The sequence below is a fragment of the Lactobacillus sp. W8174 genome (assembly GCF_016100975.1).
Classification (GTDB): domain Bacteria; phylum Bacillota; class Bacilli; order Lactobacillales; family Lactobacillaceae; genus Lactobacillus; species Lactobacillus juensis.
Window position 1 is genome coordinate 19,860 of sequence record NZ_JACFRN010000003.1, and the last position, 14,082, is coordinate 33,941.

General features: G+C 34.4%; 16 protein-coding genes. 4 read left to right on the plus strand and 12 right to left on the minus strand.

Annotated features, from left to right (window positions below):
* Nucleotides 1-53 precede the first annotated feature (53 nt).
* The 3 genes from H3U49_RS04815 to H3U49_RS04825 form a co-directional block, all read right to left on the minus strand.
* A complete protein-coding gene (locus H3U49_RS04815) occupies nt 54-374 on the minus strand; it encodes a type II toxin-antitoxin system RelE/ParE family toxin (RefSeq protein ID WP_198180106.1) in 321 nt (106 codons plus the stop codon).
* On the minus strand, nt 374-607 hold the full coding sequence (locus H3U49_RS04820; RefSeq protein WP_198180107.1) for a type II toxin-antitoxin system prevent-host-death family antitoxin: 234 nt from the start codon (nt 605-607) through the stop codon (nt 374-376). Before H3U49_RS04820 ends, H3U49_RS04815 begins: the two co-directional genes overlap by 1 nt.
* Before the next feature lie 189 nt (nt 608-796).
* Nucleotides 797-1,924: an AraC family transcriptional regulator gene (locus H3U49_RS04825; protein ID WP_198180108.1), complete on the minus strand. Its 1,128-nt coding sequence runs from the start codon at nt 1,922-1,924 to the stop codon at nt 797-799.
* A gap of 138 nt (nt 1,925-2,062) precedes the next feature.
* On the opposite strand from H3U49_RS04825, the gene H3U49_RS04830 reads away from it, so the two are divergent.
* Genes H3U49_RS04830 through H3U49_RS04845 form a run of 4 tightly spaced genes read left to right on the plus strand, consistent with a single transcriptional unit; the run spans nt 2,063 to nt 7,227 of the window.
* The gene (locus H3U49_RS04830; RefSeq protein WP_370567304.1) at nt 2,063-3,250 is read left to right on the plus strand and encodes an MFS transporter; all 1,188 of its coding nucleotides are present in this window, start codon (nt 2,063-2,065) and stop codon (nt 3,248-3,250) included.
* Between the two features lie 18 nt (nt 3,251-3,268).
* Nucleotides 3,269-4,837, plus strand: coding sequence for an alpha-rhamnosidase (locus tag H3U49_RS04835; RefSeq protein WP_198180110.1), 1,569 nt, complete (start codon nt 3,269-3,271; stop codon nt 4,835-4,837).
* A 22-nt stretch (nt 4,838-4,859) separates the two neighbouring features.
* Entirely contained in the window at nt 4,860-5,774 is a 915-nt protein-coding gene (locus H3U49_RS04840) for an ROK family protein (RefSeq protein WP_198180112.1), read from the plus strand.
* Nucleotides 5,764-7,227: a glycoside hydrolase family 1 protein gene (locus H3U49_RS04845; protein ID WP_198180114.1), complete on the plus strand. Its 1,464-nt coding sequence runs from the start codon at nt 5,764-5,766 to the stop codon at nt 7,225-7,227. The genes H3U49_RS04840 and H3U49_RS04845 overlap by 11 nt, the downstream gene beginning before the upstream one ends.
* A gap of 62 nt (nt 7,228-7,289) precedes the next feature.
* Here the strand turns inward: H3U49_RS04845 and H3U49_RS04850 are convergent, their stop codons facing one another.
* The 9 genes from H3U49_RS04850 to H3U49_RS04890 all read right to left on the minus strand — a co-directional run bounded on the left by H3U49_RS04850 (nt 7,290) and on the right by H3U49_RS04890 (nt 13,921).
* Entirely contained in the window at nt 7,290-7,520 is a 231-nt protein-coding gene (locus H3U49_RS04850; RefSeq protein WP_045927361.1) for a cytochrome b5 domain-containing protein, read from the minus strand.
* 76 nt (nt 7,521-7,596) lie between these two features.
* Nucleotides 7,597-8,478 (minus strand): lysophospholipid acyltransferase family protein, encoded by an 882-nt coding sequence (locus tag H3U49_RS04855; RefSeq protein WP_198180116.1) that lies wholly within the window; start codon nt 8,476-8,478, stop codon nt 7,597-7,599.
* Nucleotides 8,475-9,422 carry a glycosyltransferase family 8 protein gene (locus tag H3U49_RS04860; protein WP_198180118.1) on the minus strand — a complete coding sequence of 316 codons (948 nt, stop codon included), beginning with the start codon at nt 9,420-9,422 and terminating at the stop codon, nt 8,475-8,477. The genes H3U49_RS04855 and H3U49_RS04860 overlap by 4 nt, the downstream gene beginning before the upstream one ends.
* A 20-nt stretch (nt 9,423-9,442) precedes the next feature.
* Complete coding sequence (locus H3U49_RS04865) at nt 9,443-10,282, minus strand: glycosyltransferase family 8 protein (RefSeq protein WP_198180120.1); 840 nt, start codon at nt 10,280-10,282, stop codon at nt 9,443-9,445.
* A 10-nt stretch (nt 10,283-10,292) separates the two neighbouring features.
* Nucleotides 10,293-11,057, minus strand: a complete 765-nt coding sequence (locus H3U49_RS04870) for a 1-acyl-sn-glycerol-3-phosphate acyltransferase (RefSeq protein ID WP_198180122.1) — start codon at nt 11,055-11,057, stop codon at nt 10,293-10,295.
* A gap of 215 nt (nt 11,058-11,272) precedes the next feature.
* On the minus strand, nt 11,273-12,109 hold the full coding sequence (locus H3U49_RS04875) for a PTS system mannose/fructose/sorbose family transporter subunit IID (protein WP_198180124.1): 837 nt from the start codon (nt 12,107-12,109) through the stop codon (nt 11,273-11,275).
* 15 nt (nt 12,110-12,124) lie between these two features.
* Nucleotides 12,125-12,970: a PTS sugar transporter subunit IIC gene (locus H3U49_RS04880; protein ID WP_198180126.1), complete on the minus strand. Its 846-nt coding sequence runs from the start codon at nt 12,968-12,970 to the stop codon at nt 12,125-12,127.
* 18 nt (nt 12,971-12,988) lie between these two features.
* Nucleotides 12,989-13,483, minus strand: coding sequence for a PTS sugar transporter subunit IIB (locus H3U49_RS04885; protein WP_198180128.1), 495 nt, complete (start codon nt 13,481-13,483; stop codon nt 12,989-12,991).
* Nucleotides 13,484-13,507: 24 nt separating this feature from the next.
* A complete protein-coding gene (locus H3U49_RS04890; RefSeq protein WP_198180130.1) occupies nt 13,508-13,921 on the minus strand; it encodes a PTS sugar transporter subunit IIA in 414 nt (137 codons plus the stop codon).
* Nucleotides 13,922-14,082: the final 161 nt, after the last annotated feature.

The following is a 14,082-nucleotide window of genomic DNA, read 5'->3' on the forward strand; positions in this document are numbered from 1 at the left end:
ATATTGTGGTTTAACACTACAAAAGAGGCGCATCCATTTAGGATGCGCCTTAATTAATGAAAGTAATTTTGGATTTTTTTAATGAGGTCTTCTTTGGTACTTAATATAAGTTCGATATAAATTATTTTCTCTTTTTCATCTACACGGTAGAAGATATATTCATATTTATCAATTAGAACATAATAACCATTAAGTAATTCAGAAAACTTAGCAGCTTTAATGCCCAGATATGGAAATGACTTTAAATTCTCCAGTTTTTCTTCTTCCCTAGCCAAAACTTCTTTTTTTACTTTTTCACCAAACTTAGCCAATAAGTATGTTTTTAGGTTTTCAAAATATTCTTTAGAAGGGCTAGATAATTTTAATGAGAACATTAGCTGAATAGTTTTCCTTTAATTTCATCAAAATTATAATGCTTTGATTTTTCAGCTTTTTTCAGCTTAGTTACCAGCTCAAGAGCAGTAGTAAATTCATCATAGTCCTCAATATCTATGAGCGCAAATTTGCCATAGCCGTTTTTGGTAAGAAAAACTGGATTATCTTTTTTAACTTTATCAAGGACTTTATTGTAATTTCTTAATTCTGAAACAGGTCGAATTTGTAACATGAGCATCACTTCCTTTGACAAATATTGTACATTATTTTTCTAAAAATTTACAGTATAAACAATAATGTTGTTTTTTAATTTCTCACTACTTTATAGTAGAGACACTAACTAGTTTTTAGAGTATAGGATTTTGTAATTTGTATAATATTGAAATATACGGAATGCTCTTAAATATATTTCGGAGTTTTTTTATGCTTGAAATTTACTGCGGTATTGTTTAGGAGATAAGTGCGTATATTTTTTAAATGTTTTAGAAAAATAGCTTTCACTGGTAAAACCTAATGAATTAGCAATATCAGATAAGTTCTTTTTCGAAAAAATAATCTGATTTTGTGCTTCAGTGATTCTTAATTCGTTTATGTATTGAACAATGGTTTTACCAGTTTCTTTTTTAAAAGTCGCACATAAATAATTTTTGGAATAATTTAATTGTAGGGCCAAGTCAGTTAAGTTGGTTCTGGAATTTAAATGATGGTATACAAAGTCTTGAATGCTGTAGATTAGCTTAAAGTGCGGATAGCCTTGGTTAATTCTAATATGTTTGATAAAAAGTTTACCTATATCAAGCATTATTTCATAATGATTTCCAATTGTACTTAAAGCCTCTACTTTTTGAATACATAAGTCACTTAAGTCATATGCGGCTTCAGGGCGCATCCCTCCGTGAATTGCAGCTCTGGTAAAAAGAGTTATTGATACTATCAATAGGTCTTTCTTTTCTCGTAAATCATTACCTTTAATCATTTTTCCAGGTGATCCGCTCGGAATAAAAGTTTTTAATTGTCTTTCAAATAAAGCAGGATTGCCCAGTTTAATAGCATTCATCATTGACTGCTCTTTTAAATAATTTCCATGATCAGTATTAATTTCATTTTGCACTATTTTATTGTTTTTATTACTACTAAGATATGCATGTTTCAAGATGCTTATTGGCTGGTTAATAATAGGCTTCTTCTGATAAATACTAAAATAAAGTATTGTACTATACTCGATCAACAATTCGATATTTACTTCCGTGAAATTAGAGATCGGTGTTTTCATGTTGTTCAAGTTGTGAGAACTAGACCAAAGCACAATGATATCATTTTGGGGATTATCTAGATAAATGACGCTGAAGCTGTCCTGCTCTTGTGTAACATATAAATAAATAGTATTTGTTTGACCTAACGGATTAATGCGATTCAAATATAATCTCGGAAAAACTGGAGTCAAACTATTTTGAAATTTTTTAATGATATGTTTTTTATTGTCAAATAAGAGTATTGGCAGTTTAAAAGCTGAACTAAAATGCTTTAATACGTACTTTAAATCATCCATTTTTTGAAAGCGCCTTCTTTAATAATAATATAATACAAAAAATATTAATATTGAGCAAATATTTCTGTGAAATTTTGACTATAGTTATTGCAGAATCTAAGTGCACTGGGATTGATCAGAATTAATATTTATAGGAAGGTGAAGATATTGAGTAAAACAAGAAAAATAATGTTGATTATTGCATTATTGTTTTTAAATATTGTTGAACAGGCAGCTAGTGTTATTACTGCTACTATACCAGGCATGGCGAAGACTTTTAGTAATGTTTCTCTAACAAATGTAGAAATGTTAACGACTATTGTCTCAATGTTTGTAACAGTATTTGTACTAGTCAGTGGAGTAATTGTTAAAAAAATAGGGCAAAAGCAAACAGCTCTGTTAGGGATGGTAATAGCAGCCGTGAGCTCAATTGTTCCTGCTTTTTCTGATTCATACATGGTAGTTTTAATTTCTCGTGCAGTTTTGGGTATAGGTATTGGTTTAGCTAACCCTTTAGCAATTAGTTTAATCGGGACCTTTTTCAAAGGTGATGAACGAGCAAAACTAATGGGCTGGCGTTCAGCCGTTGCCGGTGTCGGTACCTCTCTTATGACTTATTTTGCTGGACAATTGTTAAAAATTAGTTGGCATGCTTCGTATTTAGTTTATTTATTGTTTATTCCAGCCGTTATTCTGTTTGTCATTTTCGTACCTGTTCCTGAAAAGGAAGGTTACATAGATGAAGAAAGTAATACTGAAACAGATGGTAAGAAATCAGGTCAAAGTCAAACAGGGAAAGGGCTACTTATTACTTTAATGTTCCTCATGTTTATGGCAATGGTTTGCTTTATGATTCTTTCAGTCAAATTACCAACTTTTCTAGTTCAAAACAAAATTGGTACTGCTCCTCAAGCAGCAACAGCTTGGAGTATCCATAATTTAGCCGGATTATTAGGTGGAATGTGTTTTGGCTATTTATACAAACATTTAAGGCAATATTTATTACCAGCCGGTTTAGCATTAGTAGGACTAGGTTTCATAATGATTGGTTTTACTAAGGTAATGGGCATAATTTATTTGTTAAATATTTTAACTGGTTTTGCTGCTTCTAATGTAACTCCGTATATTTTTAACCGTATAAGTGAAGTTGCTTTACCACAAAATGCGCCATTTTATACATCCTTAGCTTTAGTTGGATCTAATTTTGGCTCATTCATTTCGCCATATGCCGGTAGTTTCATTGGTAAAACTGGCAAGTTTGCTATTATTAACGCTGGAATAATTTTAGTTATTTTGGCAGTAATTACATTAGTAGCAGCTTTTAGAAAAGTAAAAACTGTAAATTAAGTATAAGGAGGTAATTTCATGCATTTTCAAACAGGTAAAAAAATAGATTTTGTCAGAAATAACAAGTTTTTGGAAAAAGCTAAAGATGCACAAAAACCTTTGTTAACAGAAACAGTGGTGCCGCAAAAACTGGTAACCGTTACTAAAGGCAAGGGAATAGACGATATAACCATTAAAGCTTCAAATCAAAAGTTGGAGAACCTTAGTCACATTAAATTGGGTAAAGGCGATTCTATTATTTTAGATTTAGGCAATCATCATGTGGGCTATTTTAGTGTCGAAATTTCTTCTGTAGGCTCGCCAATGGATGCACCTTTATTTTTACATTTGGTTTTTGCTGAACAACCAGTTGAGTTTGTAAAAATAACAGAACCATATGATGGCGCACTCAGTAAGTCTTGGCTTCAAGAAGACTACGTCCATGTTGACCAACTCCCTACAGTTTTAAAATTAAATAGAAGATATTCATGCAGGTACATCAAACTAGAAGTAATCGATACTTCGCCTAAATGGAAAGTTGTATTCCATAATCCCACTTTTGAAGCTAAGAGTGCAGTTTCGTTAGCCAATGTAACAACTTTTAAAACAGATGATGATCAATTAAATAAAATTATTGCAGTAAGTGCAAAAACTTTGCAGGACTGTATGCAAGATGTTTTTGAAGATGGGCCAAAAAGAGATCGAAGACTGTGGCTAGGTGATTTGCGCTTGCAGGCATTAGCAAATTATGCTTCCTTTAACGATCAGAACTTAGTAAAGCGGTGTTTATATTTATTTGGAGCTTTGCCGACCAGTAGTGGCAGAATTACCAGCAATTTATTTACAGGTTCAGAACCTATTCCTGATGATACTTTCTTATATGATTATGGTTTATTTTTCATTTCAACTTTGTATGATTATTATCAACAATACCATGACAAAGAGACTGTAAAAGATTTGTTTCTTCCGGCTAAACGAGAATTGGCACAAGCACTGCTTTACTTAAATAAGCAAAATTTAGTTGAGCTAAAATCGGATTGGCCAATATATGTTGATTCTGGTAATAACTTTGATAAATCAACATGTGCAACTGCTATTTTAATTTATGCACTTAAGCAGTTCATTTCTTTGGGTCAGGTTGTTAATGAAGATATGACAGACTATACTAATAAATTACAAGATATCGTAGAAGCTGCTCTTAATAATTTATATGATAAAAAAACTGGCTTTTTTGTTAGTGGAAAAAGCAAAGAAATTAACGTAGCAAGCCAAGTTTGGATGGTGTTAGCCCACATTTTAACAGATGAAGAAAATCAGCAACTTATGGCTGTAAGTATGAAAAAGTTTTATCCGTTTAAAGATATTACTACACCATATATGTATCATCATATTGCCGCAGCGCTTTTTGAATCGGGTAATAATGAGCTGGCTATAAAATTAATTAAAAAATATTGGGGAAGTATGCTTGACTTAGGTGCTGATACTTTTTGGGAAGCCTTTAAGCCAGATGATCTAGACTTTTCGCCATATAATAATTTAGCAATAAATAGTTATTGTCATGCATGGAGTTGCACACCAATTTACTTGTTAAAGAAGTATTATAAGTAAGATAAAAGATGGGAAAGGTAATATGTGTAAATATCTTAGTATAGATATAGGCGGCACGAATATTAAATTTGGCTTATTTGATAAGTCAGGAAACTTAATAACAAAAGATTATACTAGCACACCTAATAATATTTCTGATTTTGGCAAAACGATTGATAAGATCGTAAAAAAATATTTGGTTAATATAAAAGGAATTGCCGTCAGTGTCCCAGGTAAAGTTGATTCTAAAACTGGAATTGTATATCACGGGGGCTCGCTACACTATCTTGATCAATTTAATTTTAAACACATATTAGGAAATAAATATCATGTTCCAGTTGAAGTAGAAAACGATGGTCGAGCTGCAACTTTAGCTGAAATATGGCGCGGTAGTATGCATAATATTGCTAATGGTGCAGTAATTATTCTAGGCACTGGCGTAGGTGGCGGAATAATAGTAAATGGTAAAATTTTGCGTGGCTTTCATGATCAGGCTGGAGAAATTAGTTTTATCACTTTAGGAAAAACTATTGACCAAAATAATATTGTCGGTAAGTTATGTTCTGCTTTAAATATGATTGAAAAATGTGCAAAACATAAAAATTTATCCAATATTGATGATGGTAAAAAAGTTTTTGAGGCTATCAATAACGAGGATCCAGCGATTTGGACAATATTTAAAGACTATTGTGCGGCCATTGCGACTACCATCTTAAATATACATAGTGTGATTGATATTCAAAGAGTAGCAATTGGTGGAGGTATTAGTAATCAGCCAGTTTTGCTTAGGCAAATAAAATTGGAATTATTCACTGCTGTTGAAAAATCTCCCAAAATCGCTAAAAACATCGAACTACCGGAAATCGTAACTACCACTTTTTTGAGCGATGCTAACTTATATGGAGGATTATATAATTTTTTGAATCAACAAACGGAGTATAAAGATAATGAATTATGACAACTTTCCTGAAAACTTTCTTTGGGGCGGTGCTACTGCAGCATCTCAGATTGAAGGTGCATATTTAGAGGACGGTAGAAAGCCTTCAACGGTTGATGCAATGCCTGGAGGAAAAGATAGATTAAAAATAGTTAATCGTAACGATTTTAACTGGCAAATAGATGAAAAGAAGTATCAATATCCCAATCATTTTGGTATTGACCACTATCACAGATATCAAGAAGACATTCGTTTATTTAAAGAAATGGGCTTTAAATGTTACCGTTTTTCTATTTCATGGAGTCGCGTTTTTCCTAATGGTGATGAAGAAAAACCTAATAATGCAGGGTTGCAGTTTTATGATAATTTAATAGATGAATGTTTAAAATATCAGATTGAGCCGGTTATTACACTTTCTCATTATGAGGTTCCTTTAAATTTGATTAAGAAGTTAAATAGCTGGGCAAACAAAAAGATGATTGACTATTTTGTCAAGTTCGCACAGGTGATTTTGTCTAGGTATGCAAATAAAGTAAAGTATTTTATTACATTTAATGAAATTAATTCTGCATTGCATTTTCCAGTTCTTTCTCAGGCTTTAATACCTCGCACTGGGTCTAAAAACTTTAAGAATGTTTTTCAAGCATGGCATAATCAATTTGTCGCAAGTGCCAGAATAGTTAAGTTTGCGCACCAATTGGCTCCAGAAATTAAAATGGGCTGCATGATTCTTTCTACGGCCAATTATTCTTATGACTGCAATCCAGAAAATCAGCTGGCAACTTTACACAGAGAGCAAGATTTTAATTTCTTTTGTTCAGATGTTCAGGTAAGAGGGTATTATCCTAGTTATACGCACAGGTTTTTACAGGATTATGGTTTGACAGAGAAAAGTATTGACTGGACAAAAGCCGAATTTAAAGAAATTGCTGAGGGGACTGTTGATTTTATTTCTTTAAGCTACTACCAGTCTAATACTATCGATAAGATTAACAAGCGAGAAATTGTGCCAGGAAATCTAACCCAAAGTGTTAAAAACCCGTTTTTAACTGTTACTCAATGGGGCTGGCAAATAGATCCAATAGGCTTGCGCGTAATTTTAGACAAATTATATGACCGGTACCAAAAACCGCTCTTTATCGTTGAAAATGGTGTCGGAGCTAAAGATAAAATAACTGCCCTAAATAAAATTTATGACGATTACAGAATCGATTATCTCAAAAAGCATATTGAAGCAATTAGTGGTGCTATTTATGATGGTGCCCAAGTAATTGGTTATACCCCTTGGGGCTGCATTGATCTAGTAAGTTCATCAACAGGAGAAATGAGTAAACGATACGGGCTTATTTATGTTGATCTGCATGATGATGGCAGTGGCTCATGCAAAAGGTTAAAAAAGAAATCATTTTATTGGTACAAGAGGGTGATCCAAAGTAACGGCAATAATTTATCAGAAAAAGACTTAAATTATTAATTATCAAAAAAACAGGCATATCATCACATTGATGTGCCTGTTTTTTTATTTATATTATCTAATTAATCTTCGTAGGTACCGACCTTTTTCAGGTTGCCTAAGACACTTTCACCATGAGGTGATTGTCCTATTGCAACAGTCAAATCGCGTCCTGCCAAGTTACCATGGTGTTCACCATTAGTCCAGTGTGGATTACCAGTGACATCATAAACAACACCTTTAATAGCAACATAAGCTGGATTACCATTTTTACCATCATATTTTGCTAAAGATTCTTTTGTAAACTTCTCCATTGGAGATATCCCCTTTCCAAATACACTTACTTATTGTCACCTATATTATAGCTCAAAGAATCAACAAGTCTAACTTTTACTTTGATTTTTTTTTATAGTTAAAACGCCAGCCAGCAATATCCCAGGGGGTAAAAGCTGAATCTAACTTACGCTGGTAAGCCTTTTCATAGGCTGCTACTTTTTGTTGGTAATCGCGCTTCATCATTAGCTTGGAATTTTCATTGGCATTCAGTTTAACATCAGGAAAGATAGGTGGCAAAACGTGAACTACATATTTAGTTTGGTAAAAATTAGGGTGGTCCTTTTCTAATTTGTCAGTTGTTTGAATTTCAATAAAAGTTGAAATAACCGGCACATTTTGCTTGGCAGCAAAGTAATAGGCGCCTCGTTTTAATTCGCGGGGCTTGCGGTAATTCCACCACATTTCTTGTTCAGGATAAATTAAAACCCAACTGTTTTGTTCTAGCGCATCATGCAGGTGACGCGGAAATTCGTTACCGATATAGCTGGGAGTTTCTATTAAAGGAATTGTGCCAACGTAGTTCATTAGGTAACATAATATACCTGGCAATTTTAAGTTGGTATCTTCAATAGCAATAGTTAAAGAATGGTGGGTTTTATTTGCTAGGTGCTTAATAGGTAGGGAATCAATTTGATTAAAATGATTAGCAGTAATAATTGCTCCGCCTTGTGGCAAATTAGCCAAATTTTCCAGTCCGGTAAATGTCGTGGACGATGTGAGAATGTGCATCAAAGAATTGAAAAGTAAATGACCAATCCGATTGTTAACTTTTCCCTTAATAGTTTTTTGCTCTTGCCAAAAAGCATTGACTAGTTTTTTACTTTCCTTTATAGAAAGAACAGGATCACCAACTTCGACTTTAGCATCCCATTTGCCGTTATTAACGGCTTCTTTAATATTTTGAATAACTTGTTCACGATTGTCGCCAATAATCATAAACTGACAGGTCCTTGCTTTTTCACATTAGCCCAGTTGTGTGGGTCATTAATAGTTTTATCTTCTTTAGCCAGCATGTGATCTAATTTATGCCGATCTTCATCACGTTGCTTATCAGTATAATTATTTAGTCCAGTTAGCAATTCATTATAAAACTTTGTTTCTTTTGCGCTCTTCCAGAAATATTCTTCATATTGAACATTTTTAAAATGCCATGGTTTAAAGAAGAGGTTGTAGTGGATCAAACTGGGATTAGTTAAGGGCTCAGTATTATCATTTGGCATGGCATCCCATTTGGGATCTAAGTGTAAAATTCTTTTATCGCCAATTTCGTTTAAATAATCTTGATCTGGGGCAATACAGTCAAAATGATATTTACTGAGTAAACGCATGAAATGATCAATGAAATTCTCATCGCGAAAGGCTTTACAGTTTAAAACCAGCATGCCGGAATTAATGTATTTTTTAGGATCAAGAACTAATACTTCTTTAATATAGGCAACCATTTTTGTTACAAATTGAATGGAGGAATCGGTACAAGCTGCAAAGAGGTTATTGCCAAGTTCTGTATCATACAATTTACCAATATCGTCATTTACGATTGTGTCACTGTCGATATAAATTGCCTTATCATATTGGGGAAACAGATCAGGAATAAATAAGCGGTAAAAAATTGACATTGTAAAGAAGTCAGCCCGTAAATAGTTTTCGGTACGATTTTGAATTGGTGCAACTATTTCATCGTTAATCTTAAAGAATTTAACATGAACATTAGAAGAACCTATTTCTAATAGATCTTGTTTGTGCTGCGCTGATAAGTCCTGACTTAAAAAATAGATAGTATAATCTTTATCCTCAGCAGCATTCTTTACTAAAGAGTTCAGCGAAACTGCTGCGTATTTTGTAAAATCATCACTAATTGCATAAAAAACTGGAATTGTCATATATTTATTTTCTCCAAACATTATTTTTGTACTAAATTGCTTTTCACATTGAGATAGTAATTCAGAATGTCATCATATTCGTGCAATTTTAGTACTGTATGTACCCGCTTAACATCCCAGGGCTTAACAGTCAGAGTATGAAAAACGGGCCAGAAACGGAAACTGGTAGTAAAATGCTGAATTACGGTGTCCGACTGTAATTTATACTGTTCATTATAACGACGCGGGGCAATTTTCTTATTTCTGGCATAACGGTTAATTGCAGTTTGATCAGGCATTAATACGGTTCGGGTTTGCAGAAGATGCCTGATTCTAGCGAATAATTTAGTTTTTCTAATTTCTGGGAGATTAAGCAGCAAGACGCCGGAATTAATGTAGTCAAATACTTTATGCTCGTGCAGATTGTGGAAAAAGAACCGTCCCCAGTAATCAAGAACACCAGCAAATTCATAATTAGTTAGATCTTGTTGGTAAAAACTAACGAGACTTCGCCTGACTATTACATCAGCGTCGAGGTACAGTATTTTATTTGGCAACTGGGGTATTTCGTCAGCGAAGAGCCTGAGCATAGCATAAGGAGTAAAATGGGTACTCATGTTAGCTATTAGCGGCTCTCTGACGAATAGTCCCGTGCAGTCCATTAATTTTAACGTATTGTGCGGATTTTGTTTTACCAAAAGTTCTTTTAAATAGTCGGCAGCATGCTTGCTGAAAGGCTTAAATTTCTTGTGATAGCTTTGAGTGTACATTGTTAGGATATAGATATGGAGTTCCTTTGCACTGCTATTTTTTATTAATGAAAGTGTAGCGATAAGAATGCCATCTTCGGCGTTATGATCACCGCAAAAAAGAATATTCATTGAGAACTCCTTAATTTATTTTTTGATACATGCAATATTCGAAATCACTTGTTAAGGCTCGTTTTTGCATTGTCTGATAAACCTGCTGATGCAGCTTTTCTTGCGCCTGCTTTTTAGTAAGACGTTTATCTGGATAGAAGGGTCCGTCGATATAGACAGTTATCTGCGGTTTCTTACCCCATCTGGGCTTAGAATAAGTTGTAGTCATAGTAAAGCTGGCAGAATCAAGTGCAACAGGAAAATGCATGCTGTTCACTGGAAAGGGCCTGATTTTAGTGTAATAAGGCCAAACATGTGATTCAGGATAAATGACAACTACCTTTTTGGCTTTAATAACCGCAGTGATTGCTTTAATCAATTTGGCAGATTGTTCTATGTTTTGACCAACAGGAAGTCCAAAATATGGTAAAACTAGTTTTCCTAAAATAGGAATACCCCAATTGGATTGTGCTGCAATAGCGTAATAGTTTTTTGCAGGAACAATACTGAGTGGCAAAACCACATCACCAAAAGTTTGGGTATGATTACCATAGATAAAAAATCCCTGATCATTTATAGCTTGCAATTTTTCTTTGCCAACTATTCGTACTCTTAGGATCAAATTAATATAGACTATACTAATTAGATGTCCTAAAGGACGTACAATCTTAGACCAAACTTTTCCACCTAATGATTTCGGAAAAATAGCATAACTATTTGGTAAATGATAATCTTGGTTCAGGCTAACTACCAAATCATCTGTTAAATGATGATAGAAGAATTTTCGCTTGCCCATCGAACCCTTCTTTCAATAACGCCATTAAGTAATTTTATCATGAATTGTCCAAGATTAAAAAGATTGCTAAACCAGTTTAAACTACCATTTAATCTATCAACATATATAGAAATAAAAAATATTTTTTGTAATTTTAAATATTATATATAAAAAGAGCACACTAATCAAAGTGTACTCTATTATCTGCCAAAAAGCAGTGTAAAAATGAACTTTTATTAAAATAACCCAATCAAACAACCGATAGTTACAATCACAACCATGATGATAATTACTTTAGTAGCTGTCATTTGTTTACTGGAAACAAGCCACCAGCCTAAAATAACCATAGCTAATGGTAAGAGTCCAGGGAAAATACCGTCAAGGACTGTTTGTAAAGGCTGTGATTTGCCTCCTAAAGGAATTTTAGCCACAGTTTTTAAGACAATTGTATTTGCGGCTAAGGCTCCTACAACCATTACGCCTAAGATGTTAAACGCATCAGTAATTCTCTTGGAATTTTCACCTACAATAGTGTCAATTGCGCCAACACCTAATTTATAGCCACTGTGAAAAGCAATGTAGGAAATTGTAGGCCCAATTATGCCATAAGCAATAATGTAAAATAATGGTCCGACGGGACTGCCGCCTTTAGCCAAGCTCATTGCAATTGATAACAAAATAGGAACGATAATGCCTTGAATAATTGAATCCCCAATGCCAGCTAAAGGACCCATTAAAGTGGCTTTAATGTTAACGGGCATTTCTTCAGAAACATCGTTACCCAAAGCAATTTGTTCTTCAAGGGAAGCAACAATCCCATTAATAATTTGACCTGTTTGCGGTTCGGTATTGTAAAACATGGAATGACGCTCAAGCAAGCGTCTTTTTTTCTCAGGATCATTTTTATAATATTTGCGCGCAAATGGTAAATAAGAATATGCCCAAGCATGTCCCTGCAACTTTTCATAACTCATTGAACTGAGGTGTGTAAACCCCCACCGGTACCAAATTTGATTAAGTTCATGCTTTGATAGTAGCTTTTGTGGTTCAGTATTATTTTCTTTTGTAGCCATCTTTAACACCTCTCATTAAAATAGATCTTCATCTTCATATTCGTCATCATTATCAACCGCCTGTTCTGCATTATTGGCAGAGCTGGTAGCAGTCGGAGTACTGCTTTTACCAGTTGACATGTAATACAGATATGCGACTAAAGCAGAAATAAAGACAATTGCAATCATGCTTAATTTGGCAAAAGCAAGTAAAACAAAGCCGACAAAGAAGAAAATAAAGTGTGATTTGTTTTTGATTACTATGCTCATTAACATGGCAATACCTAAGGCTGGTAAAACACCGCCCAAAACCTGAATAATGTGGGTTACAATAGCGGGAATGCTGTCAATTAACCAATTGACTAAACCCTTGCCATAATAAATTGCCAGAAAAACTGGTACAGCACGTAAAAGGAAGGTAGTGATTTGTGGATAAACTAGATGGTTCAGAACAATACCGCGATCATCATTATTATGAGCAGCGTTTTCTGCGCGGGTATTCCAGAAAGAGTAGAGAGCCATTCTGCCGTTATAGAAAATTAAGCCAAATGTCTGACCAATAAGAATGGCTAAGGTAACAGCGATTGCAGGATTTTTAGTGGTCGCCATAGCTAAGCCAATGCCACCATAAGCTGCATAAGTAATTTCACTGTTAGTGGCGCCTCCAGTTGACAGGTTGGCAATGAAAACCGCTTGGACAGCTAAGCCGCACAAAATACCATTTTTAATGTCACCAAAGGCCAGGCCGACTAGTAAACCGGCTACCAAGGGCCTACCAACAATGTAGAAACCTCCGGACATACCAAATAGCCAAGGTGTTTCAATCGCTCCCAGGTAACAGAAAATTCCTGTTAAAAGTGCGGGAAAAAATAAATTATTCATTTTTATTGCCTCCAAAAATTAGGACATAGAATCATATTTCTTTTTCATGGTTGACCAAGGCTTAATTTCATCATCAGGTAATAGCTGAAATTGAATATCAATGCCATGCTTGGCAATATCTTCAAAAGCGTTATAGTCATCTTGATCAATAGCTACGGTTCGTCCGAGCACCTTAGTTCCTGGACGGGTATTCATCGGACCAACATTTAATACTTTGCCAAAATCAATTCCCATGTCTGCCATTTGGGCAAAAGTCTTGGGAGAGTCACTGATTAAGAAAAATTTCTTCTTAGACTCAATTCCTTTTTTAATTTTGTCGCCAGCCTCAGCAACCGTGTAAATTCCAACTTTTAAATCGTTAGCAGCTGCTTTTAAGACCTTGCGGCGCAGCTTGTCGTGGGCAATATTATCACCGACAACTAAGATGCCATTCACTGGACGTGCCTTTGTCCACCGGGTCATAGTTTGACCGTGAATTACCCGATCATCAATTCTTACTACTGAAATACTCATTATTAATACACCTTTCTTATTTACTTAAAATTCAATCTCGTCATCATCATCTTGCTGGTCTTGAGCAACTTCAATGCCATTGGTTCCTGCCTGCAAAACTGTCTGCACGGCTTCATCAAGCGTTGTGTTGTCAGAAAGCTGAGGGATAAGTTCTAAAAGCATTGGTAAATTTAACCCACTGACTACTCGTATTCTTTCTGTATGAGCTAAGTAGTACTTAAAGGATTCATTGTATGGAGTTCCACCTTTTAAATCTGCCAGAATTAAGACTAACTCTGTTTCATTGTCAAGCAGCTCTTGCAGACGATCACGGTATGAGCCAATTCCTCTTTCATCTAATTCAAGTGTCATGATATGGTCTGATTTGCCGGCAATAAATTCAAAACCAGAAGCGATGCCTTGTGCTAGATGTCCATGTGAAGTTAATAATATTTTCACTAAAATCACTCCTTTTGTAAATACATATTAATTTACAACACAATTATATGTAATCGCTTTATATAAGTCAAACACTATTTTTTATAAAAAAATCAGGCGGTTGACATTATAAATTTCTGTGGTTAAAATCAGTTTATGTAATTACAAAAAGGAGAATAACA